The 20,995-nt window shown below is 75.2% G+C and carries 19 protein-coding genes; 7 read left to right on the top strand and 12 right to left on the bottom strand.

Annotated features, from left to right (window positions below):
• Nucleotides 1–4: 4 nt before the first annotated feature.
• The 4 genes from BJP59_RS02055 to BJP59_RS02040 all read right to left on the bottom strand — a co-directional run bounded on the left by BJP59_RS02055 (nucleotide 5) and on the right by BJP59_RS02040 (nucleotide 4,460).
• Nucleotides 5–418: a chemotaxis protein CheW gene (locus BJP59_RS02055; protein ID WP_076403319.1), complete on the bottom strand. Its 414-nt coding sequence runs from the start codon at nucleotides 416–418 to the stop codon at nucleotides 5–7.
• A complete protein-coding gene (locus BJP59_RS02050; protein ID WP_228485388.1) occupies nucleotides 415–2,754 on the bottom strand; it encodes a chemotaxis protein CheW in 2,340 nt (779 codons plus the stop codon). Before BJP59_RS02050 ends, BJP59_RS02055 begins: the two co-directional genes overlap by 4 nt.
• A 181-nt stretch (nucleotides 2,755–2,935) precedes the next feature.
• Entirely contained in the window at nucleotides 2,936–3,151 is a 216-nt protein-coding gene (locus tag BJP59_RS02045) for a hypothetical protein (RefSeq protein ID WP_043653789.1), read from the bottom strand.
• 52 nt (nucleotides 3,152–3,203) lie between these two features.
• The gene (locus tag BJP59_RS02040) at nucleotides 3,204–4,460 is read right to left on the bottom strand and encodes a hypothetical protein (RefSeq protein ID WP_194522088.1); all 1,257 of its coding nucleotides are present in this window, start codon (nucleotides 4,458–4,460) and stop codon (nucleotides 3,204–3,206) included.
• A 171-nt stretch (nucleotides 4,461–4,631) separates the two neighbouring features.
• On the opposite strand from BJP59_RS02040, the gene BJP59_RS02035 reads away from it, so the two are divergent.
• Nucleotides 4,632–5,702 carry a hypothetical protein gene (locus BJP59_RS02035; RefSeq protein WP_194522087.1) on the top strand — a complete coding sequence of 357 codons (1,071 nt, stop codon included), beginning with the start codon at nucleotides 4,632–4,634 and terminating at the stop codon, nucleotides 5,700–5,702.
• Between the two features lie 22 nt (nucleotides 5,703–5,724).
• Here BJP59_RS02035 and BJP59_RS02030 read toward each other — a convergent pair whose 3' ends face one another.
• Nucleotides 5,725–7,221: an XRE family transcriptional regulator gene (locus tag BJP59_RS02030; protein ID WP_194522086.1), complete on the bottom strand. Its 1,497-nt coding sequence runs from the start codon at nucleotides 7,219–7,221 to the stop codon at nucleotides 5,725–5,727.
• Between the two features lie 116 nt (nucleotides 7,222–7,337).
• Here BJP59_RS02030 and BJP59_RS02025 point away from each other — a divergent pair, with 116 nt between their 5' ends.
• From BJP59_RS02025 to BJP59_RS02015, 3 genes are all read left to right on the top strand, one after another.
• The gene (locus BJP59_RS02025) at nucleotides 7,338–9,278 is read left to right on the top strand and encodes a phosphoenolpyruvate carboxykinase (GTP) (protein WP_194522085.1); all 1,941 of its coding nucleotides are present in this window, start codon (nucleotides 7,338–7,340) and stop codon (nucleotides 9,276–9,278) included.
• A gap of 126 nt (nucleotides 9,279–9,404) precedes the next feature.
• Nucleotides 9,405–10,049, top strand: a complete 645-nt coding sequence (locus BJP59_RS02020; RefSeq protein ID WP_194522084.1) for a PRC-barrel domain-containing protein — start codon at nucleotides 9,405–9,407, stop codon at nucleotides 10,047–10,049.
• On the top strand, nucleotides 10,046–10,717 hold the full coding sequence (locus BJP59_RS02015; RefSeq protein ID WP_194522083.1) for a hypothetical protein: 672 nt from the start codon (nucleotides 10,046–10,048) through the stop codon (nucleotides 10,715–10,717). Before BJP59_RS02020 ends, BJP59_RS02015 begins: the two co-directional genes overlap by 4 nt.
• Before the next feature lie 4 nt (nucleotides 10,718–10,721).
• Here the strand turns inward: BJP59_RS02015 and trpS are convergent, their stop codons facing one another.
• Entirely contained in the window at nucleotides 10,722–11,855 is a 1,134-nt protein-coding gene (gene trpS, locus BJP59_RS02010; protein ID WP_194522082.1) for a tryptophan--tRNA ligase, read from the bottom strand.
• Nucleotides 11,856–12,063: 208 nt separating this feature from the next.
• Here trpS and BJP59_RS02005 point away from each other — a divergent pair, with 208 nt between their 5' ends.
• On the top strand, nucleotides 12,064–12,936 hold the full coding sequence (locus tag BJP59_RS02005) for an SMP-30/gluconolactonase/LRE family protein (RefSeq protein ID WP_336244592.1): 873 nt from the start codon (nucleotides 12,064–12,066) through the stop codon (nucleotides 12,934–12,936).
• Between the two features lie 15 nt (nucleotides 12,937–12,951).
• On the opposite strand, the gene BJP59_RS02000 is transcribed toward BJP59_RS02005, so the two are convergent.
• The gene (locus tag BJP59_RS02000) at nucleotides 12,952–13,806 is read right to left on the bottom strand and encodes a fumarylacetoacetate hydrolase family protein (RefSeq protein WP_194522081.1); all 855 of its coding nucleotides are present in this window, start codon (nucleotides 13,804–13,806) and stop codon (nucleotides 12,952–12,954) included.
• A 38-nt stretch (nucleotides 13,807–13,844) separates the two neighbouring features.
• Nucleotides 13,845–14,849, bottom strand: coding sequence for a C-terminal binding protein (locus BJP59_RS01995; protein WP_194522080.1), 1,005 nt, complete (start codon nucleotides 14,847–14,849; stop codon nucleotides 13,845–13,847).
• Nucleotides 14,850–14,919: 70 nt separating this feature from the next.
• On the opposite strand from BJP59_RS01995, the gene BJP59_RS01990 reads away from it, so the two are divergent.
• Nucleotides 14,920–15,732, top strand: a complete 813-nt coding sequence (locus BJP59_RS01990; RefSeq protein WP_194522079.1) for an SDR family NAD(P)-dependent oxidoreductase — start codon at nucleotides 14,920–14,922, stop codon at nucleotides 15,730–15,732.
• 49 nt (nucleotides 15,733–15,781) lie between these two features.
• Nucleotides 15,782–16,114 (top strand): nuclear transport factor 2 family protein, encoded by a 333-nt coding sequence (locus BJP59_RS01985; protein ID WP_021482951.1) that lies wholly within the window; start codon nucleotides 15,782–15,784, stop codon nucleotides 16,112–16,114.
• 187 nt (nucleotides 16,115–16,301) lie between these two features.
• On the opposite strand, the gene BJP59_RS01980 is transcribed toward BJP59_RS01985, so the two are convergent.
• Genes BJP59_RS01980 through BJP59_RS01965 form a run of 4 tightly spaced genes read right to left on the bottom strand, consistent with a single transcriptional unit; the run spans nucleotide 16,302 to nucleotide 20,870 of the window.
• Entirely contained in the window at nucleotides 16,302–17,141 is an 840-nt protein-coding gene (locus tag BJP59_RS01980) for an SDR family NAD(P)-dependent oxidoreductase (protein ID WP_194522078.1), read from the bottom strand.
• Nucleotides 17,138–18,451 (bottom strand): enolase C-terminal domain-like protein, encoded by a 1,314-nt coding sequence (locus BJP59_RS01975; RefSeq protein WP_228485234.1) that lies wholly within the window; start codon nucleotides 18,449–18,451, stop codon nucleotides 17,138–17,140. The genes BJP59_RS01980 and BJP59_RS01975 overlap by 4 nt, the downstream gene beginning before the upstream one ends.
• Nucleotides 18,448–19,245, bottom strand: coding sequence for an SDR family NAD(P)-dependent oxidoreductase (locus BJP59_RS01970; RefSeq protein WP_085388495.1), 798 nt, complete (start codon nucleotides 19,243–19,245; stop codon nucleotides 18,448–18,450). The genes BJP59_RS01975 and BJP59_RS01970 overlap by 4 nt, the downstream gene beginning before the upstream one ends.
• Nucleotides 19,242–20,870, bottom strand: coding sequence for a hypothetical protein (locus BJP59_RS01965; RefSeq protein WP_194522077.1), 1,629 nt, complete (start codon nucleotides 20,868–20,870; stop codon nucleotides 19,242–19,244). Before BJP59_RS01965 ends, BJP59_RS01970 begins: the two co-directional genes overlap by 4 nt.
• Nucleotides 20,871–20,995 lie beyond the last annotated feature (125 nt).

Genomic DNA, 20,995 nt, shown 5'->3' with positions numbered 1-20,995 from the left:
GGGCTCAGGACGCCGCGGCGTCGACGTCGAGCGCGAGCAGCAGCCGGTCGGAGAGCTTGTACGCGCCGCGGATCACGGCGCGCAGCTCCTCGGGGAGCGTCTGGGGCGGCGTCTCGAACTGGTCGGCGTCGACCTCGAGCACGTCGCCGATCGTGTCGACGAGCAGGCTCACGGTCTCGTCGCCGACGAAGACGACGACCATCATCTGGTCGCCCTCGTGGGCCACCATGCCGAGGCGTCGCCGCAGGTCGACCGACAGCACCACCTGGCCACGGAGGTTGACGAGGCCCCCGACGTCGTCGGGCGCGAGCGGCACGCGTGTCCGGGCGCGGCCTGGCAGGACCTCCTGGACGCGGTCGACGGGGATCCCGCAGAGCCGGTCGGCCAGCGTGAACGTCACGAGCTGCTGCGTGGTCATCGGGCACCTGCCAGCGACAGGTCGTTCTCGGCCGTCGCGTCGTCGAAGGGGTCGAGGTCGTCGTAGAAGCCGGGGTCCGCCGCCTGGACGGCGCTGCGGACGTCGAGCAGCTCCGTCACGCGGTCCTTGAGGACGGTCGACCCGGTGAGCCCGTGGCCGTCGATGTCGCTGCGCCGGCGCGCGTCGTCCTCGACGATGTCGAAGATCTCCGTGACCGCCATCGCGATGCTGCGCCCCGCGCGGGTGTACACGACGATGTCGAGCTCGTCCGCGGGCGGGCCGCCCGCCGCGCCCAGGAGCTGGTCGAGCCGGACGAGCGGCAGCAGCGCGCCGCGGTACTGGAGCACCTCGCGCGAGCCGACCTGCTCGATCGTGGCGGCGCGGATCCGTTCGAGCCGCGTCACCGCGGAGAGCGGGATCGCCACGCGGCGGTCGCCCGCCCCGACGACGAGCATCTGCTCGACGGTCGTGGCGCTCTCCTTCGTGTCCTGCGCGTACGCGCGGGCCATGTCCGCGGCGTCGGACGTGAGCACCTTGCGGGCGATCGCCTGGAGGTCGAGGATGAGCGCCACCCCGCCGTCGCCGAGCACCGTCGCCCCGGAGTACATGCCGATCTGCTTGAGGCGGTTCGCGAGCGCCTTGACGACGATCTCCTCCATGTTGAGGACGCGGTCGACGATCACGCCGAAGCGCTGGTCGTCGGCCTCGACGACCGCGATGACGCGGCCCTCGGACTCCGGGTCGAGCCCGAGCACCTCGGAGAGCGACAGCAGCGGGAGCAGCGTGCCCCGCAGGCGGAAGACGGGGGCGGTGCCGACGTGCTCGATCTCGCCGTGCTGGTCGCCGAGGGCGACGAGCTCGAGGAGGCTGACCTGCGGGATCGCGTAGACCGCGCCGCAGCACATCACCGTGAGGGCGGGCATGATCGCGAGCGTCAGCGGGATCCGCATGCGCCACGTCGTCCCGGTCCCGACCGTCGACTCGACGTCGACCGAGCCGCCGATGGCCTCGATGTTCGTGCGGACGACGTCCATCCCGACGCCGCGCCCGGACACGTTCGTGACCTTCGCCGCCGTCGAGAAGCCGGGCAGGAACAGCAGGTCGAGCAGCTCGGACGGGGCCATCGCGGCGACGTCGCCCGCCGTCCGCAGCCCCTTGGCCACGGCGGTGCGGCCGACCTTCTCGGGGTCGATGCCCGCGCCGTCGTCCGTGATCTCCACGACGACCTGGCCGTTCGAGTGGTACGCGCGCAGCGTCACGAGCCCCTGGGGCCGCTTGCCGGCGCGGCGCCGGTCCTCGGGCGCCTCGATCCCGTGGTCGACGGCGTTGCGCACCAGGTGCGTCAGCGGGTCCTTGACCGCCTCGAGCAGGGAGCGGTCGAGCTCGGTGTCACCGCCCGTCATCTCGATCCGGACGTCACGACCCAGCATCTTCGCGAGATCGCGCACGACACGCGGCATCTTGGACCACACGTGCTCGATCGGCTGCATGCGCGTCTTCATGACGCCCTCCTGCAGCTCGGACGCGATGAGGCTGAGGCGCTGCGCGGACCGCTTGGTCTCCTGGTCCTCGCCCGCGCCGGCGATCCGGTCGATCTGGTTGCGCACCAGTACGAGCTCACCGACCTGCCGCATGAGCGTGTCGAGGAGGTCGACGTCCACCCGGATCGAGCCGTCCGCGGCGTTGCGGGTGTGCGGCTCGGGCTCGGGTGCCGGCTCGGGCGCGGGCGCCGGTCCGACGGCGGGTGCGGGCGCCGGCTCGGCAGCGAGCACCGGGGCGGTCCGGGCCGTGGGAGCCGGCTCGGGTGCGGGAGCCGGCTCGGGTGCGGGAGCCGCCGCGGGCGTGGGCTCCGGCTCCGGCTCGGGGTCGGTCTCGAGGTCGGTCTCAGGCGCGGTGCCGGCCGCGGCGTCGGGCGAGGTGCCGTTCGCGACAGCGGGCGCGACGTCCGGCTCCGGCGCCGCCGTGCCGTCCTGGACCGCGACGATGCGCGCGACCATCGGGTCGACGTCCAGGTCGTCCCCGGCACCGGACTCGACCTTGGCGAGGATGGCGCGCAGCGTGTCGACGAGCGCGAGCAGCACGTCCGCCGTCGGCTGGTCCATCGCCCGCTCGCCGTCGCGCAGCTCCGACAGGAGCGACTCGCCCACGTGGGACACGCGCTCGAGGTTGCCGAACCCGAGGAAGCCGCTCGTGCCCTTGATGGTGTGCACGGTGCGGAAGATGCTGCTCAGCAGCGCGCGCGACGACGGGTCGCTCTCGAGCGCCACGAGGTCCTGGTCGAGCTGGTCGAGGTTCTCGTAGGACTCGACCAGGAACTCGTGGACGATCTCGTCCATCTCGTCCACGTCCGTACCTCCCCGCCATGTCTGGCGTGTGTCTGTCTCGTCGCCGGTGTCCGGCGTGCGGCCCGGGTACCCCCGCGGGTGCCCGGGTGGCCGACCCGTTCGGCACGGGCGGTCACGGCGTACTCTCGGTACGCGCTGCCGCCTCGTGGGGTGCGGGTCGTCCGGGGTCGTGTCAGGCGGTGGCCTTCTGCGCGGCGCGGTTCACCAGTCCCGCGGCCTCCGGGCGCGTCATGCCCTGCAGGACGAGCTCCTCGACCAGCGAGGCGATGAGCTCGTGGACGTCGCGCGGGTTGAGCGGCGAGCCGGACCGGCGCCGGGCGAGCTCCTTGTTCAGCGGGGCGCAGCGTTCGGCGATGGTCGTGCGCGGGCGTGCCGGGACGGCGGCCATGGGGTCTCCTCTCGGTGCCTCGCGGGCGAGGCGCGTCGGTGGTCGTGAGGTCCTATGCGACGAGCGAGCGCTTCTGGCCACCCGTGCGGGCCGCGGCCACCAGGTCCGCCAGCGCGCGGCGCACGGCGAGCGGCGTCGCGCCCAGCGGGGCGCCGGGCAGCGCCGCGGCCGTCGTCAGGGCGGCGAGGTAGCGCGCCGCGTCGCGCGTCGTCTCGCCGGTCCCGCGGTCGGGGTCCCACGCGGAGCGCGCCTCGTGCTCGTGCTCGAGGAAGACGGCGGTGAGCTCGGCGACCCAGGCCGCGTCCACGCCGCAGCCCGCGACGGCCTGCTTGACGGCGACGCGGGTGCGGGAGACGGCGGGCCGGCCGGGGCGCGCGCGGTCGGCGAGCGCGTCGCGGACGAGCAGGTCCGCGATCCGCGCGCCGTACTCGTGGTCGGCGACGGTCTGCAGCCGGTCGCGGTCGAACGCGGCCCAGAGCCGGCCGAGCAGGACCGCGCGGCGCTCGTCGGTCGGGGCGAGGAGCCCGACGACGGACCGCAGCGCGAGGTGCTCGTCCTCCTCGACCCACCCGAGCATCCGGGCGCGCACGTCCGGGTCGAGCGGGCGGTCGAGCTCGGGCAGGTCGAACGCCTCGCGGATCGCGCCCGCGTCGATCTGCGTGCGGAGCACGCCGCGCTGCCGCGCGGCCGCGCTCACGTGCGTCTCGTAGAGCTGCTCGAGCTGCGCGGAGCGCCCCGCGTCGACGACGTCGGCCGCGGGGTCGGGGACGACCGGCAGCTCGTGCAGGAGGCCCGCGAGCCGGCCCTCGTCGTCGAGCGTGCCCTCCAGCAGGTCGGTCGACACGATCTGCCCCACCCGGCGCGCGCTGCGCACGGTGCGCAGGAGCGTGCGGTGCATGAGCGTGTAGTCGCCGAGCGCCTGGCGGATGGAGCCGGCCGCGCTCGCGCCGTCGGCGAACACCTCGAGGTCGAAGAACTTGGTGCCGTTGCGTCCCGTCGAGTCGCCGGTCGCGCCGTCGGCGCTCGGGAGGTCGAGGAGCTTGCGGGTGTAGAAGTCGACGGCCGCCTCGACCATGTCGTCGTGCAGGAACCGCGCGACGTCGTGCCGGTGGCAGTACCGCAGCGTCTCGGACGGGATGATCCCGGTCCGGAAGACGGCCTCGAAGACCGCCATGCGGGCCTCGCGCTCGGGGAGCGCGCCGGCGCGCACGCGCAGCGCGAGGTCGGTGGTGAGGCGGTCGAGCTCGTCGCTCGCGCGGTCGTGGGTGCGGGGGGCGGGGACGTCGGTGGCGACGGTCGAGGTGTGCATGGCGAGGGTGTGTGCGGCGCCCGCGCGAAAATCGGCCGCTCGCAGCCCCACGGCGCTGTGATGTCTGTCACACCGTCGCCGCCTCGTGCGCGGTGGTGCGCGGTGGTGCGCGCAGGTTGGCGCGCGCCCCCGCCGCATAGGCGTGGAGACCACCACGACGAGAGGACCCCTGTGGAGCACAGACGCCGGACGTTCGACGCCGGACCGGGAGCGGGCCTCCTGCTCCCCTCGTCCGCGATCGAGACGGTGGCCCGCCTGCACCGCTGGCAGGCGTTCGCCGGCCTGGCCGACGGCGAGGTGCTGCTCTCGCCCCTGTCCGCGTCACCGCTCCCCCTGCCGTGGACCGTGCCCGCGGGCCGGCGGCGGTGGGCCACCGTGCGCCCCGAGGCGATGTGGCACCCGCTCCTGTGGCTGCCCGAGCGCCTGAGCACGCCGCGGGTCCTGCGCGACCCGGTGACGGGCGAGACGTGGGGCGAGACGTACGACGAGTGGGCACTGCGCGTCGTGCTCGAGCTCACCGAGGCGGGCCCGGTGACGCTCGACGGGCAGGAGTGGGTCCTGCTGCACGACCCGGCGCACGACCGGTTCGTGCGCCCCGCCGGGCCGGAGGACCACGACCTCGTCCCGCTGTTCGACGCGACGACCGGGACGTGGCTCGACGTGCTGTCGACCGTCGGGCTCGACGTCGACGACCGGGCGGACGTCGCCCGGGTCGAGGCGTGGCTCGCCGGCGGGGCCGACGCCGCGCTCGACGCGGTGGACCTCGACCGGCACCTGCACGCCGAGGGGCGCGACCCGGCCTGGTCGCTCGACCGGGTGCACCGGCCCCTCGCCGGGCCGGGCGAGTCCCGGACCTACGTCGAGGACCTGCGCGACGCGTCGTCGGCCCTCGTGGCGCGCGAGCTCGGCGAGCGCGCCGCCCGCCTGGGGCGCGGCCGGGCGACCGCGCGCGAGCTCGGCCGGCAGGTCGGCACGCTCGCGCGCATCGCGTCGACGCTGCTCTCCCCGCGCGAGCTCGTCGCCGAGGACCTCGGGCTCGCGCTGTCGCTCGTCACCGCGAGCGCCGAGCGGGCGACGACGAGGCGGGCCGCGCTCGACGCCGTCGCGGACCTGCGCATGGTGCTCGGCCCGGTCGCGCAGGCGGCCGCCGTCGGGCTCGACCGCGTCGCGCTGCGGTCGGAGATCGAGACGGCGCAGGTGCGTCGGCAGGTCGCGGCGCTCTCGGGCCGGCCGGTCGCCTGAGGCGCGCTCGCCCGGCGCCCGGTCAGGCGTCCCGCGGGGCGTGCTTCGCGAGGAACGCGTAGACCTCCGTCGCGTCGACGCCGGGGAACGCGCCGCTCGGGAGCGCGGAGAGCACGTGCTGGTGCATGCGCGCGCTGGGCCACGACGCGTCCTCCCAGCGCGCGGCCGCGTCCGCGGCCGGGCGGCGGCAGCACGACTCGTCCGGGCACGACGACTGCCGCCGCACCGTCGTGTCCCGGCCGCGGAACCACTTCGCCGAGGCGAACGGCACCCCGACGGCGATGGAGAACTGGCCGGACGTCGTCGTGCCGGTCTGCGTGGAGCACCAGAACGTGCCCGCGGGCGTGTCGGTGTACTGGTACGACTCCTGCGCGCGGTCGCGGCGCGTGAACGCCTCGCGGGCGGCCCACTTGCGGCACACCATCTGGCCCTCGATCGAGCCCGTGACGTCGGCGGGCAGGGGCAGGCCGTCGTTCTCGTAGCCCCGGAACAGCGCGCCGTCGTCGCCGACGCGCAGGAAGTGCAGCGGGATGCCGAGGTGCACGGTCGCGAGGTTCGTGAAGCGCTGCGCGGCGGCCTCGTGGGTCACGCCGAACGCGTCGCGCAGGTCCTCCACGGCGAGGTCCTTCTCGCGCTTGCGCCGCTCCAGGAAGTCGACGGCCGCGGTCTGCGGGATGAGGCAGCACGCGGCGAAGTACGTGATCTCGACGCGCTGGCGCAGGAACTCGGCGTACGAGCGGGGGCGCTCGTGCCCGAGCACGCGGTGCGCGATGGCCTGGAGGGCGAGCGATCGCAGCCCGTGGCCGCCGGGGATCGACGCGGGCGGCAGGTAGATGCGCCCGTTCTCCAGGTCGGTGACGGTGCGCGTCGAGTGCGGCAGGTCGTCGACGTGCCAGATGGTGAAGCCGAGCTGCTCGGCCATGCGCGCGACGGTGCGGTGGGTGAGCGCGCCGACGGTGTACCCGGCCTTGCGCGTCATCTCCTCGGCGAGCGCCTCGATCTCCGGGTAGTAGTTGTCGCGCGCCTGGCGCTCGAGGCGCAGCTCGGTGTTGGCGCGGCGCGCCTCCTCGGGGGTCGCGACGGCCTCGGTCGCGCGGCGCTGGAGCTCGGCGTGCAGGCCCACGAGGTTCTCCAGCACCGGCAGGGGCAGCTTCTGGCTCGCCTTCACGGCGGGCAGCCCGAGGCCCGCGAACAGCGGGCCGCGCTGGGCGCGGTCGAGCGCGATCTCCAGCGCGGCGCGGCGCGACGGCGGCTCGTCCGTGAGCAGGTCCGTGACCGGGACGTCGAGCGCCTGGGCGAGCTGCTGGAGGAGCGACAGCCGCGGCTCGCGGCGCCCGTTCTCGATCATCGACAGCAGGCTGGGCGCGGTGCCCACGGCCTCGCCGAGCGCGTCGAGGGTGAGGCCGCGCGCCGTGCGGAAGTGCCGCACGCGCCGACCGAGCGTGATGAGGTCCGCCTGGGCCGCGGGCTGAGCCTCGGGACGGTCCCCGGGACGGCTGGACGACGTCGTGCTGGCCATGGCTTGACAGTACGTCAAGATCGGCAAATCTTCACAGCGTCCTGAGGCGAAATACACGCCGGTTCGGCGTGAGGCTGGAGGCACAGCACCGTCCACCCGCCGAGCGAGGAGAACCCATGACCACCGCCGCAGGCCCCCGCCAGACCCGCCGCACCCGCCAGGCCGCGCTGCTCGACGACGTCGAGACCGACCTCGCCGGGCTGACGACGGACCGGTCGCCGGGGCAGCGAGGCGGCACGGCCGACCCTCGTCCGCGCGACGCGCGCGCCTGGGTGCGGGAGATCGCGACCCTCACCGAGCCGGACGCGATCGTCTGGTGCGACGGCTCCGCGGCGGAGAAGCAGCGCCTGACCGACCTCCTCGTCGACGCCGGGACGCTCCTGCCCCTCGACCCGGAGCTGCGCCCCGGGAGCTACCTCGCGCGCTCCGACCCGAGCGACGTCGCGCGCGTCGAGTCGCGCACGTTCATCTGCTCGCGCGAGGAGGTCGACGCCGGCCCGACCAACAACTGGCGCGAGCCGGACGCCATGCGCGCCGAGCTCCGCGGCGTGTTCGAGGGCTCGATGCGCGGCCGCACGATGTACGTCGTGCCGTTCTCGATGGGCCCGGTGGGCGGTCCCATCTCCCAGGTCGGCATCCAGGTCACCGACTCGCCGTACGTCGTCGTCAGCATGGGGATCATGACGCGCGTCGGGACGGCCGTCATGGACCTCATCGACGCCGGTGCCGCGTTCGTGCCCGCCGTGCACTCGGTGGGCGCGCCCCTCGTCGACGACACCGGGGCGGTCTCCGAGGACGTGCCGTGGCCGTGCAACGACACGAAGTACATCGTCCACTTCCCCGAGACGCGTGAGATCTGGTCGTACGGCTCCGGGTACGGCGGCAACGCCCTCCTCGGCAAGAAGTGCTTCGCGCTGCGCATCGCGTCCGCGATGGCGCGCGACGAGGGCTGGCTCGCCGAGCACATGCTGCTCATCCGCGCGACGTCGCCCGAGGGCCGGGCCTACCACCTCGCCGCGGCCTTCCCGTCCGCGTGCGGCAAGACCAACCTCGCGATGCTGCGACCGACGATCCCCGGCTGGACCGTCGAGACCATCGGCGACGACATCGCGTGGCTGCGCCCCGGCCCCGACGGCCGCCTGCGCGCCATCAACCCCGAGGCCGGCTTCTTCGGCGTCGCGCCCGGCACCGGCGTCGAGACCAACCCCGCCGCCGTCGAGACGTTCGCGCGCGACACGATCTTCACGAACGTCGCGCTCACCGACGACGGCGACGTCTGGTGGGAGGGTCTGACCCCCGAGCCGCCCGCGCACCTGATCGACTGGACCGGCCAGGACTGGACGCCCGACGCCGGCCGCCCCGCCGCGCACCCGAACTCGCGGTTCACCGTCTCCGCGGCGCAGTGCCCGACGATCGCCGACTCCTGGGAGGACCCCGGCGGCGTCCCGATCGACGCCATCGTGTTCGGCGGGCGCCGCGCGACCAACGTCCCGCTCGTCGCGCAGGCGTACGGCTGGGAGCACGGCGTCTTCATGGGCGCCACCATCTCCTCCGAGCAGACCGCCGCCGCCGAGGGCACCGTCGGCGCGCTGCGCCGCGACCCGTTCGCGATGCTGCCCTTCTGCGGCTACAACATGGCCGACCACTGGGCGCACTGGCTCCGCGTCGGCGCCTCCCTCGACCCCGAGAAGCGCCCCAAGATCTTCCAGGTCAACTGGTTCCGCAAGGACGCCGACGGCCGGTTCCTCTGGCCCGGGTTCGGCGAGAACGCGCGCGTCGTCGCGTGGATCGCGGCACAGGTCGACCGCTCGCGCGGCGTCCGCACCGACAGCGGCGCCGTGAAGAGCCCCGTCGGCCTGCTCCCCGCGCCCGGCGCGCTCGAGCTCGGCGGCCTCGACCTGGACGACGCCGACCTCGACGCCCTGTTCGACGTCTCGCCCGAGCAGTGGCTCGCCGAGGCCGAGCTGACCGCCGAGTTCTTCGACACCTTCGGCAACCGCGTGCCCGACGAGCTCTGGGCACAGCTCGCGCGGCTGCGGGACCGGCTGGGGGCCTGACGCCGAGCGCCGCCGCACGCACCCGACGTCCCCGGGTGCGTGCGGTGGCGCTCGCTCGCACCATGAAGTGGTCGGCTCCAGCAGACGGGCCCCCTCCCTGCTGCGGCTCCGACCGAAGGACTCCCCATGATCAGCACGGACCAGATCGAGCGACTGCTCGCCGGAGGAACCGTCGTCACGGAGGACGGCGAGAAGATCGGCAAGGTCGGCCAGGTGTTCGTCGACGACCGCACCGGCGAGCCCGACTGGGTCACGGTGAAGACCGGCCTGTTCGGCACCGGCGAGTCGTTCGTCCCGCTCGCCGAGGCCGACGTCCAGGGGGACGAGATCCGCGTCCCCTTCGACAAGGATCGCGTCAAGGGTGCCCCGCGGGTGGACGACGCAGGGGGCCACCTCTCCCACGAGGAGGAGGACGCGCTCTACCGCTACTACGGGCGCGACACCTCCGACGCGGCGCGCGGGGGCGGCGAGCGTGAGAGCGAGCGGCCCGGCCCGGACGACCGGTCCGCGCACGACGTCGGGGCCAGGGGTGACGATCCGGACGACGGCGCCGCCGACGAGGGCGACGTCGTCGGCAGGCACGCCGCCGGGCCGGCGGACGACCTCGCTGCCTTCCCGGCGGATCCGGCCCCGACCGGCGAGCAGGCGCCCACGAGGATGCGGCTTCGCCGGTACGTCGTCACCGAGTACGTCGAGGAGACGGCGCCGGACGAGGAGACGGGGCCGGACGACGCCCGTCGCGAGACCTCCGGAGAGGACGGTCAGTCATGAGCACCAGCTACGGGTCGACCCGGCCCGAGAACGACCCTCCGGCACGCGAGCCCGGCGGGTCCGCCGACCGTGCTGCCGACCCCGCGACGGGCGGTGTCGCACCCGACCGGGAAGCCGTCGTCGCCCGGGAGAAGGAGGAGTACGGCGGCATCAAGATCGGTTCCGCCTTCTTCGGGTGGCTCACCGCCACCGGGACGGCCGTCCTGCTCACCGCGCTGGCCGCCGCCGCGGGGGCGGCCTTCGGCCTGTCCGGGACCACGGACGCGCAGAACGCCGTCGAGCAGGCGACCGAGAACGCGGAGACCATCGGCATCGTCGGCGGCATCGTGCTGGTCGTCGTCCTGTTCGTCGCCTACTACTGCGGTGGCTACGTCGCGGGCCGCATGGCGCGCTTCGACGGCGCCAAGCAAGGCCTCGCGGTGTGGCTCTGGGCGGTCGTCATCGCGATCGTGCTGGCGCTGCTGGGGCTGGTGGCGGGCAGCCAGTACAACGTGCTGTCGCAGCTCAACACGTTCCCGCAGATCCCGGTGAGCGCGAACGACCTCACGACCGGCGGCGTCATCGCGCTCGTCGCCGCCGCCGTCGTGAGCCTCGTGGGCGCCGTTCTCGGCGGTATCGCGGGGATGCGGTTCCACCGCAAGGTGGACCGCGCGGGCATGGGCGGATGACCGCTCAGTAGGCCGTGCCCATGAGGTCGCGGACCTCGGCGAGGGTGCGCTCGGCGGTCGCGTTCGCGCGGGCGTTGCCCTCGCGCAGCACGTCGAGCGGGTCGGGCCCGTCCCCCGCGGCGAGAGCACGACGGCGGGCCCGCAGGGGACGCAGATGCTCGACGAGCGCCTCGGTCACCACCTGCTTGAGCCGGCCCGCTCCGGCGGCACCGACCTCGTCGGCGAGCGTCTCGGGCGTCGTCCCGGCGGCGAACGCACCCAGCGTGAGGAGGTTCGCGACCTCGGGCCGGCGGTCGGGCTCGTACGTGACGTGCCGCTCGGAGTCGGTGCGGTGGCGGCGGACGAAGCGCGCGGTGGCGTCCTCGTCGTCGCGGAGCTCGAGCGCGTTGCCCGCGGACTTGCTCATCTTGCGTCCGTCGGTGCCGAGCACGGTGGGCGCGGGGGCGAGCAGGACGTCGGGCTCGGGGAAGTAGGGCTGCGCAGCGGCGTAGCGCTGGTTGAAGCGTCGTGCGACGGTGCGCGTGAGCTCGACGTGCGGGAGCTGGTCCTGCCCGCCGGGCACGAGGTTGCCGTGGCAGAACAGGATGTCGGCGGCCTGGTGCACGGGGTAGGTGAACAGCAGGCCGCTCATGGGACGGCCCTGCCGTGCGGCGGCCGCGACGGCCTCGGCCTTGACGGTCGGGTTCCGCTCGATCTCGGCGGTCGTGACGAGGCTGAGGAACGGCAGCAGGAGCTGGTTGAGCGCCGGGACCGCGGAGTGGGCGAAGACGGTCGTGCGGGCGGGGTCGATCCCGGCCGCGAGGTAGTCGAGGACGACCTCGCGCACGGTGGCGCGCAGGTCTCCGGCGTCGTCGCGGTCGGTGATGACCTGGTAGTCGGCGACGACGAGCACGACCTCGACGCCGTCGTCCTGCAGCCGGACGCGGTTCGCGAGGGTGCCGAGGTAGTGCCCGAGGTGCAGCGCGCCCGTCGGGCGGTCGCCCGTGAGGACGCGGAACCCGGACGGGTCGGTCGCGAGCCGGGCCTCGATCTGCGCGGACCGCTCGCGGGCCGCCGCGACGGACGCGGTCGACGCCGACAGCCCGGACGGCGTCGCGGACGAGAGGGGCGACGGCGCGGGGTCGAGGGTCGTGGTCATGGTGCTCTCCTTCGGTGGGGAGCCACGCGCCACGCCCGGTCGAGGACCGGACCGGCCCGGACATGACGACGTCCCGGCTGCGGCGCGCAGCTCGGGACGTGGGCAGGACTGGTCACGGCTGCGGAGGCAGCCACCACCAGCTCTGCGCGATCATGCGCCCACCCTACGCCCGCCGCGCGGGGCGACGGCCCTCGGCGAGAATGGTCGGATGCCTGAGATCTCCGTCGAGAACATCACCGGCCCCGTCGCCTACCACGCGGAGGGCCCGGTGTGGTGGCCGGGCTGGGGCGGCCTGCGGTACGTGGACATGCTCGCGGGCGACCTCCTGACGCTGCGGCCCGACGGCGGCGTCGACCGCCTCCACGTGGGCGACCACGCGGCCGTGGTGCGGCCGCGGACCGGGGGCGGGTTCGTCGTCGGGCTGGCGCGGTCGGTCGCGGTGGCGGACGGCGACGACGCCCCGGTCCGCACGCTCGCGTCGCTCGTCGACGACCCGACGGTCCGCCTCAACGAGGGGGCGGCGGCGCCCGACGGCGCGTTCTACGTGGGCGGCCAGGCCGAGGGCGAGCGGCCGAGCGCGCTGTACCGGGTGGAGGCCGACGGGTCGTCGCGCGTCGTGCTCGACGGCGTCGAGGTGTCGAACGGGCTCGGGTTCTCGCCCGACGGGTCGCGGGCCTACTACGTCGACTCGGCGACGCGACGGATCGACGTGCTCGACGTCGTGCCCGCCGCGGAGGACTCGCGCGGTCTCGTGCGGCGTCGCGCGTTCGTGGAGATCGACCCCGACGACGGCATGCCGGACGGCCTCACGGTCGACGCCGAGGGCGGCGTCTGGGTGGCACTGTGGGGCGGCGGCGCCGTCCGGCGCTACTCCCCCGACGGCACGCTCGACGCCGTCGTCCCGCTCCCGGTGTCGCAGGTGAGCGCGTGCACGTTCGGCGGCGACGACCTCGACCGGCTGTTCGTCACGACGTCGCGCCAGGGGCTGGACGACCCCGACGCGGACGAGGCCGCGTCGGGGTCGCTGTTCGTGGCGGACCCGGGGGTCCGGGGGCTGCCGGCCCTGCCGTTCGCGGGCTGAGGAGCCGCGCGAGGCTCAGCGGACGGCGTCGCGCACGCGCTGCTCGGCGCGGCCCAGGCCGTCGATCTCGAGCGTGACGACGTCGCCCGCGCGCAGGTAGGGGAAGCGCCCGGACAGGGCGACGCCCTGCGGGGTGCCGGTGTTGATGAGGTCGCCCGGCTCGAGGACCATGTACTGCGACAGGTGGTGCACGAGGTACGCGACGTCGAAGATCATGTCGGCCGTCGTCGAGTCCTGGCGGGGCTCGCCGTTGACCCAGGACCGGAGCCCGAGGTTCTGGACGTCCACCTCGTCGGCGGGGACGAGCCACGGGCCGAGCGGGTTGAACGTCTCGCAGCTCTTGCCCTTCGACCACTGACCGCCGGAGACCTTCATCTGGTAGTCGCGCTCGGAGACGTCGTGCGACAGGACGTAGCCCGCGACGTGGTCGAGCGCCTCCTCCGGTGACGACAGGTAGCGCGCCCGGCGGCCGATCACGACGCCGAGCTCGACCTCCCAGTCGACCGTCGTCGCCCCGGGCGGCACGAGCACGTCGTCGTGCGGGCCGACGACCGTGTTCGAGTGCTTCCAGAAGACGATCGGGACGTCGGGCGGCGCCGAGCCGGACTCGGCGGCGTGCTCCGCGTAGTTCATCCCGATGCAGACGACGGCCGTCGGGCGGGCCACGGGGGCGCCGACGCGCAGCTCGTCCGCGCCGTCGAGCACGGGCAGCGCGCCCGCGGCGAGCGCCGCGCGGACCCGGCCGACGCCGTCGGCTGCGAGGAACTCGCCGTCGATGTCGCGGGTGAGCGGGTCGAGGGAGTACACGACCCCGTCCTCGCGGACGGCGGGACGCTCCTGGCCGAGGGGGCCGAGTCGGACGAGCTGCACGGGTGGGTCTCCTAGGTCGGGGCGGGTGGCGCGGGTCCTCAGGCGAGGGCGCGCGCGTGGTCCGGGTTGACGATCGACGGCACGGGGCGGCCCGCGAGGAAGTCGACGGCGTTGCGCGCGGTGTGCACGGGGAGGTCCTGCATGGCCTCGGGCGAGAACCACGCGGCGTGCGGGGTGAGCAGCACGTTGTCCAGGGTGCGCAGGCGCGAGTCGGCGGGCAGCGGCTCGGTCGCGTAGACGTCGAGCGCGGCCGAGCCCACGTGGCCGGACGCGAGCGCGCCGGCGAGCGCGTCCTCGTCGATGAGCGGCCCGCGGCACGTGTTGACGACCCGCACGCCCGGCTTGGCGGCGGCGAGCGTGCGGGCGTCGAGCAGGTGGCGCGTCGACTCGGTGAGCGGCGCGTGCAGCGTGATGACGTCGGCGCGCGCGACGGCCTCGTCGATCCCCACGGCCTCGTGCCCGTCGGACGCCACGGCCTGCGCGTCGACGAACGGGTCGTGCACGAGCACGCGGTAGCCGAGCGCACGGGCGGAGCGCGCGACCTCGGAGCCGATCCGCCCGTACCCGATGACGGCGACGACGGTGCTGGACAGGCGCGCGGCGTGCTGCGCCGTCGGGGCCCACGTGCCGGCGCGCAGCGCGCGGTCGTAGGCGACGAGGCCGCGGTCGAGCGTGAGGATCATCGCGACCGTGTGGCTCGCGACCTCCTCGATGCAGTAGGTCGGGGTGTTGGCGACGGCGACGCCCCGCTCGGTGGCGGCCGCGACGTCGACCATGTCGTAGCCGATGCCCATGCGCGAGACCATGCGCACCCCGCCCGGGCCGGCGACGGCGTCGAGCACGCGGGCCGTGATCGGGGCCCACTGCACGACGAGCGCGGAGGGCGCGGACCCGCTCGCGGCGGCCTCCTCGACGGCGGCGATCACCTCGTCCTCGGTGCGCGCGGCGGCGCGCACGGCCCGCAGCCCGGCGGCGGTCAGGGTGTCCTCGCACGCGGTCCCGGGCAGGTCGCAGTCGGTGATGACGACGGTGTCGGCTGTCATGCGAGGAATGCTATAGCAAATAGCACCCTCGACCAACCCTCGGGCCGGTCGGATGCTATAGCGTGGGCCCATGACCCCTGCCCCGGACGGCGCCCGCCGCCGCCTCGCCCTCGTCACCGGCGCCAGCTCCGGCATCGGCGCCGCCACCGCCCTCCAGCTCGCGCGCGACGGGCACGACGTCTGGCTCACGTACACCGGCGGCGAGGCCGGTGCGCGCGCCACCGCCGCCCGGTGCGAGGAGGAGGGCGCCGCGACGCGCGTCTCGCGCCTCGACCTGCGCGACACCGCGTCCGTCGAGGCGCTCGTCGCCGAGGTCACCGACGCCTGGGGACGCCTCGACGTGCTCGTCAACAACGGCGGCGTGTGCCCGTATCGCGCGCTCGACGACATCGAGCTCGACGAGTGGGACCTCGTCATGGAGACGAACGCGCGCGGCACGTTCGTGCTGTCGCGCGCCGCGCTCCCCCTGCTGCGCGCGGACCGTCCGTCGCCCGCCGGGGCCACGGTCACGCCCGACGAGCGGACCGCGCGCGACCGCGCGATCGTCAACCTCTCGTCCATCGCGGGCGAGCAGGGCGCGCTCAAGACCGGCGTGCACTACGCCGCGAGCAAGGCCGCGATCCTCGCGATCACGCGTTCGTTCGCGCGCATCCTCGCGAGCGAGGGCATCCGCGTGAACGCCGTGACGCCCGGCCCCGTGACGAGCGCCATCACCGACCAGCTCACCCCCGACGCGCGCGCCGGGCTCACCGCGTCCATCCCCCTCGGGGACTTCGGCACGCCCGACGACGTCGCCTGGGTCGTCGCGTCCCTCGCCTCCCCGCGCGCCGGGTTCGTCACCGGCGCGACGTACGACGTCAACGGCGGCGTCCGGATCGACTGACGCCCCGCCCGCCGCACACCGCGCCCACCCCCTGCCCGAGGAGGCACCCATGAGCACGTCCCCGTCCGCCGTCGTCACCGCCCAGGTCGACGCCTTCAACGTCCGCGACCTCGACGGCTTCTGCGCGACCTACGCGCCCGACGCCGTCGTCAGCGGCGTGACCCCCGAGCCGATCGTCGGCCGCGACGCCCTGCGCGCCTTCTACGCGAGCCGGTTCGAGGACACCGCGCTGCACTGCGTCATCGACGCGTCCGTGACGTTCGGCGACCGCTGGCTCGTCGCGCGCGAGCTCGTCACGACGTCGAACGGCACCGGCGAGACCATCGCGACGTTCGAGGTCCGCGACGGCCTCATCACCCGCGCGAGCATGGTCAAGGGCTGACGCCCTGGCCGCGTCCTCCCCGTTGCACGGGCGTAGCCGCCCAGCGGCCCCGTGGGTCCTCCGCTCGGTCGCCGCCGCGAAGACGGGACGAGAGGCGAGAAATGGCCCCTGTCGCCAGCCTGCCAGGGGCCACAACTCACTTCTCGCGTCGACGATGCGGGGGCTCGTCGGGTTCCTGTATCCCAGGTCAGGTAAGGCCGTACCGCGCGTCGAGGTCGGGGTCGTGGGGCGGGTTGCCGAACGACGCGGTCCAGGCGCCGTCGGCGGCGATCGACTGGCCGGACACGTAGCCCGCCTCGTCGGACAGCAGGAACGCGACGAGCGCGGCGATCTCCGCAGACTCGGCGATGCGGCCGAGCGGCGGGCCCTCGGCGAGGGCGCGCTCCTCGGCGGCCGGGTCGGCCGCGCGGGCGATCTGCGCGTCGAGGTGCGGGGTGCGCACCCCGCCCGGCGCGACGGTGTTGGCGCGGATGCCGTACCGCCCGTACGTCACGGCGACGGAGCGCGCGAGCGCGTCGATGCCGCCCTTGGTCAGCTCGTAGGCGGCGTGGTCGGCGAACGCCGCGCGGCCGTGGATCGAGCCGATGTTGACGATCGACCCGCCGCTCACCTGGTCGGTGAACGCCTCGACGGCGGCGGCGCAGCCCCACAGGTAGCCGAGGCCGTTGATCTCGACGACGTCGCGCGCGTCCTGCTCGACCTGCGCCGCCCGCTCCGGGTCGGCGAGCGCGTGCAGCGGCGTGCGGACCGTGATGCCCGCGTTGTTCACCCATCCGGCGAGCGGCGCGAGGTCGCGCGCGGTCCGCGCGGCCTCGCGGTGGGCCTCACGGTCGCGCGAGTCCCCCAGCACGACGGCGGCGCACACCCCCTCCTCGACCGTCCCCGAGCCCGGGGTGCGTTCCAGCCCGACGACGGTCCACCCGTCGGCGGTGAGGCGCGCGGCCACGGCGCGGCCGATGCCCTTGCCGCTGCCGGTGACCACGACGCTGCGGTGCTTGCTCGCGGGTCCAGCCGCGGGTCCGGTCACAGGGTCGCCTCCAGGTCGAAGCGGTCGGGGTCGAGCGCGAAGCCCAGGCCGGGCGCCTCGGGCGGGGTGGCGTGGCCGCCGTCGAACACGGGACCGCCGCGCACGAGCAGCGGCGCGGGGTCGTAGGGGTTGCCTGCGGGCGAGCGGTCGAACGTCTCGACGCCGATCCCCGCCGCTCCGCCCAGGTGCACGCTCACCTCCGGGTACACGTGGCTGGACACGGCCTTCCCCTTCGCGGCCCACGCGCGCACCAGCGGGTCGGCGGCCGTGATGCCGCCGATCGCGACGACGTCGACGCGCGGCACGTCGAGCGCGCCCAGGGCGTCGAGCCGGGCGAAGACCTCGGGGTCGGTGACCTCGTCGCCCACGGAGAGCGGCAGCCCGGACGCGTCGCGGACGCGCGCCGCGCCGGCCGCGTCCTCGGGCAGCAGCGGGTCCTCGAGCCACGCGAGCGCGGGCGCGCTCTCCCCCGCCGCACCCGTGACGCCCCACGCGTCGAGGTCCGCGAGCGCCTCGTCGGCGTCGCGCCAGCCGAAGCCCACGTCGACGACGACGCCGCTGCGCCCCGCGACGGTCGGGCGACCGGTGACGTCGGGCAGCTCGGCGCGCAGGATCGCGAGCAGGTCGCGCATGAGGGCGCGGTCGGGCGAGCGCGAGATCTTCAGCAGCGGCCACCCGGCGCGCGCGTGCGCGAGCACCTCGTCCGCGACGTCGCGCGCGGTGCGGCCGGGCGTCGGGTAGGCGGCGACGAGGATCGCGGGGCGTGGCGCTGCGACGGCCGCCCCGGATGAGACGTCGCGGGGACTCCCGGCGACGGCACGTGACGGAACGTCCCTGTCGCCGCCGACACCCGGCTTCGCGGACCCCGCGAGGTGCGGGCCGTCGTCGAGCAGGGACCACACGGGACGACCGGCGAGGCGGCCCGCGAGGTCCCACAGCGCGACGTCGACCAGGCCGACCGCGCGACGCACGAGGCCCACGCGGCCGACGATCGCGGACCCGCGCAGGGCCGCGTCCCAGGCCGCGCCGACGCTCTGACGCGCGGCGACGCCGTCGGACGCGACGACCTCCCGGCCCACCACGTGCGGGGTGACGAGCCGGTCCACGAGCTCGGCCATGGGCGCCTCGCGCGTGAGCGCGTACGACTCCCCGGCGACGGTGCGGCCGTCGTCCGTCTCGGCGACGACGCGCACGCCGACGTACTCGCGGCGCTCGACCGTCATCGCGCCGAGGCGCAGCGGCTGCGGCAGCGGGACGACCGTCGTCGCGGTGCGGACGGCGACGACGCGCGCGGCGGACCCCACGCTCACTCCGGCTTCTTGGCGAGCGGCACGCCGTAGTCGACGAGGAACCCGCCGTCGACGTACACGGTCTGCCCGACCATGTACGCGGCCTGGTCGGACACGAGCCAGCTCACCGCGTTGCCGATCTCCTCCGGCTGGGCGAGCCGGCGGGCGGGGATGCGCGCGAGGATCGTCTCCTCCGAGAGCGTGCCCTGCGCGACGCCCTGGCGGAACACGCCCGTGTCGATGTACCCGGGCGCGACGGCGTTGACCCGCACGCCGCGCGCGGCCCACTCGGCTCCCGCGGTCGCGGTGAGCCCGATGACGGCGGCCTTGGTCGTGGAGTACGGGGCCCGGCCGGCGGAGCCGCGGGCCGAGACGGACGAGATGTTGACGACGGCGCCCCGGCCCGCCGCGAGCATGTGGCGGCCCGCGGCCTGGAGGCACGCGAAGACGCCGTGCAGGTTGACGTCCACGACGGCCGACCACTCGTCCCACGTGAGGTCCTCGAGCGCGCGGTGGCGCTGGATGCCCGCGTTGTTGACGAGCGCGTCGATCCCGCCGAACGCCGCGGCGAGGTCGTCGAACGCGGCGCGCACGGCGGCGTGGTCGGTGACGTCGAGCGGGGCCCACACGAGCCCGGGCGCGTCGGGGACGGCGCCGAGGTCGAGCGCGGGGAGGTCGTGCTGCACGACGTCCGCGCACACGACCCGGAACCCGTCGGTCGCGAGGCGCTCGGCGACGGCACGGCCGATGCCGGCCGCTCCCCCGGTGACGACGGCGAGCGGGACGCGCGGGGCGTCGGGGGCGGGGGTGGTCACTGGTCCTCCTCGGGGACGGGACGGGTCGGGGGTGCGGCGGGTGCCGCGACGCCAGGGGGCCAGGCGGCGGCGCCGGCGAGCACGTCGTCGACGACGGCGCACGCGTGCCGCTCCAGGCGTTCGAGCGAGCCCGGCGCGAGCGGCGACTGCCACGCCTGGTAGGCGCCGACGTCGTACGCCTCGAGGGTGGGCAGGTAGACGAAGCCGGGCCCGTTGGTGAGGTTCGCGACGACGACCGGCCGCCTCCCGGCGTGGGCGCGCACCGTGCGCTGGAGGCGCGAGTACGCCTCGCCCGGGTGCGCGACGAGCAGCGCCTCGCCGACGCGCCACACCCACGTGGGGTGCTGGACGGTCGGGCCGGTGACGTAGCCGTCGCGCAGGTTCCGGGCGCGGCGCAGGCGCTCCTCGCGCGAGCGCGGGTCGATGTCGGCCCACTCGGCCTCGAGCTCGTCCCACGTCGGGAGGTCGCGCAGGTCGAGCGTGACGGGCTCTACCACGGCGGCGAGCGTCCGTGCGTCGGGCCGGGCATCGGTGCCTGGGCCACGGAGCGCGGCCGACGGCGCGGGCTCCCAGACCGCGAGCGGCGCGCCGGACTCGACGACGTGGGTCAGCTCCAGCTCCGTGCCCGGCGGCGGGAGCTCGGCGAGCGCCGCGAGCACGGCATGGCCGAGGGAGGTGCCGTGCCGGTCCGCGACGGCGGTGTCGCCCGTGTACTGCTCGCGAGGCGCGAGCTCGCCCGACGCGCCCTGCAGGAACGCGACGGGAGCGCCCGTCTCGCGCTCGACGAGGTCGCGCATCGCGCCCACGTAGTCGGGCGAGACGAGCCGGTTCTGCCAGGCGAGCGTCGTGGGGTGGCACGCGTAGTTGACGATGGTCGCGAGGGTGACGTCCTCGCCTGCGGGCGCCACGCCGTCGGGCCGGGTGTCCGTGGCGGGCGCGGGGCGCGCCGTGAGCCGCCCGACGACGACCGTGTCGTCCGCGGGGTCGGCGCCGGGCGAGCGCGGGGTGCCGGCGTCGGGGTTGAAGCCGACGAGCGGCCGGGGCGGCCTGCTCGCCGCAGCGGCTCCCGCGGTCGTGCCCGCGTCCCCGGCCGCGCAGCCGTCGAGCAGCGCCTCGCGGTTGGACGCGAGGCCGCAGCGGCCGGTCGTCCACTCGAGGGTCGCGGGCCGGAGCGACGCGACCGCCTCCACGGCGGCGTCGGCCGCGGCGCGCGCGAGGTCGTGCAGGTAGGTGACGCCGCGGTCGCCGCCCGCGAGGTCGGCGTCGCCCGAGCACAGGACCGGCCCGGCGTGCGTGTGCGAGAGCGAGACGAGCAGGCGCTCGACGGGCAGCCCGGTCGCGTCGAGGACGGTCGCGCGCAGGGTCGCCTCGTCGTCGACCCGGCGCCACCACGTGCCGTCGATCGTCACGAGGACGAAGGGCTCGGAGGCCCCGGGGTCGGGGCGCTCCTCCGCGAGCGCGACGGCGGTCAGCGTCATCGCGCGGTGGGCGCCCTCGGAGACGTCCCAGTCCGCCGGGCCCCAGTTGCGCGCCCGGATGCCGGGGGCGGGCGTGACGTCGCGGACGGCGACGCCGGCCAGGCCGACGAACGCGGGGACGGGGGCCCGCGTGTGCAGGGCGACCATCGCACCTCCTCTGGGCTCGGGAGTGCCGATGCTATAGCATGTAGTCCGGTCGGGACGCCCCCGGGACGGCACCGTGGCCGCTATCCTTCAGCGGCGCCCCACCTCGACGATCCGAGCCCGCCGCC

It is taken from the genome of Cellulosimicrobium sp. JZ28 (assembly GCF_015327065.1).
In the GTDB taxonomy this organism is placed as follows: Bacteria; Actinomycetota; Actinomycetes; order Actinomycetales; family Cellulomonadaceae; genus Cellulosimicrobium; species Cellulosimicrobium funkei.
This window is presented reverse-complemented; position numbering and strand designations above follow the sequence as displayed.

Coding starts and splice junctions, on each gene's coding strand:
- BJP59_RS02055 (WP_076403319.1), bottom strand. CDS start 418: ATGACCACGCAGCAGCTCGTGACGTTCACGCTGGCCGACCGGCTCTGC.
- BJP59_RS02050 (WP_228485388.1), bottom strand. CDS start 2,754: ATGGACGAGATCGTCCACGAGTTCCTGGTCGAGTCCTACGAGAACCTC.
- BJP59_RS02045 (WP_043653789.1), bottom strand. CDS start 3,151: ATGGCCGCCGTCCCGGCACGCCCGCGCACGACCATCGCCGAACGCTGC.
- BJP59_RS02040 (WP_194522088.1), bottom strand. CDS start 4,460: ATGCACACCTCGACCGTCGCCACCGACGTCCCCGCCCCCCGCACCCAC.
- BJP59_RS02030 (WP_194522086.1), bottom strand. CDS start 7,221: ATGGCCAGCACGACGTCGTCCAGCCGTCCCGGGGACCGTCCCGAGGCT.
- BJP59_RS02025 (WP_194522085.1), top strand. CDS start 7,338: ATGACCACCGCCGCAGGCCCCCGCCAGACCCGCCGCACCCGCCAGGCC.
- BJP59_RS02020 (WP_194522084.1), top strand. CDS start 9,405: ATGATCAGCACGGACCAGATCGAGCGACTGCTCGCCGGAGGAACCGTC.
- BJP59_RS02015 (WP_194522083.1), top strand. CDS start 10,046: ATGAGCACCAGCTACGGGTCGACCCGGCCCGAGAACGACCCTCCGGCA.
- trpS (WP_194522082.1), bottom strand. CDS start 11,855: ATGACCACGACCCTCGACCCCGCGCCGTCGCCCCTCTCGTCCGCGACG.
- BJP59_RS02005 (WP_336244592.1), top strand. CDS start 12,064: ATGCCTGAGATCTCCGTCGAGAACATCACCGGCCCCGTCGCCTACCAC.
- BJP59_RS01995 (WP_194522080.1), bottom strand. CDS start 14,849: ATGACAGCCGACACCGTCGTCATCACCGACTGCGACCTGCCCGGGACC.
- BJP59_RS01990 (WP_194522079.1), top strand. CDS start 14,920: ATGACCCCTGCCCCGGACGGCGCCCGCCGCCGCCTCGCCCTCGTCACC.
- BJP59_RS01985 (WP_021482951.1), top strand. CDS start 15,782: ATGAGCACGTCCCCGTCCGCCGTCGTCACCGCCCAGGTCGACGCCTTC.
- BJP59_RS01965 (WP_194522077.1), bottom strand. CDS start 20,870: ATGGTCGCCCTGCACACGCGGGCCCCCGTCCCCGCGTTCGTCGGCCTG.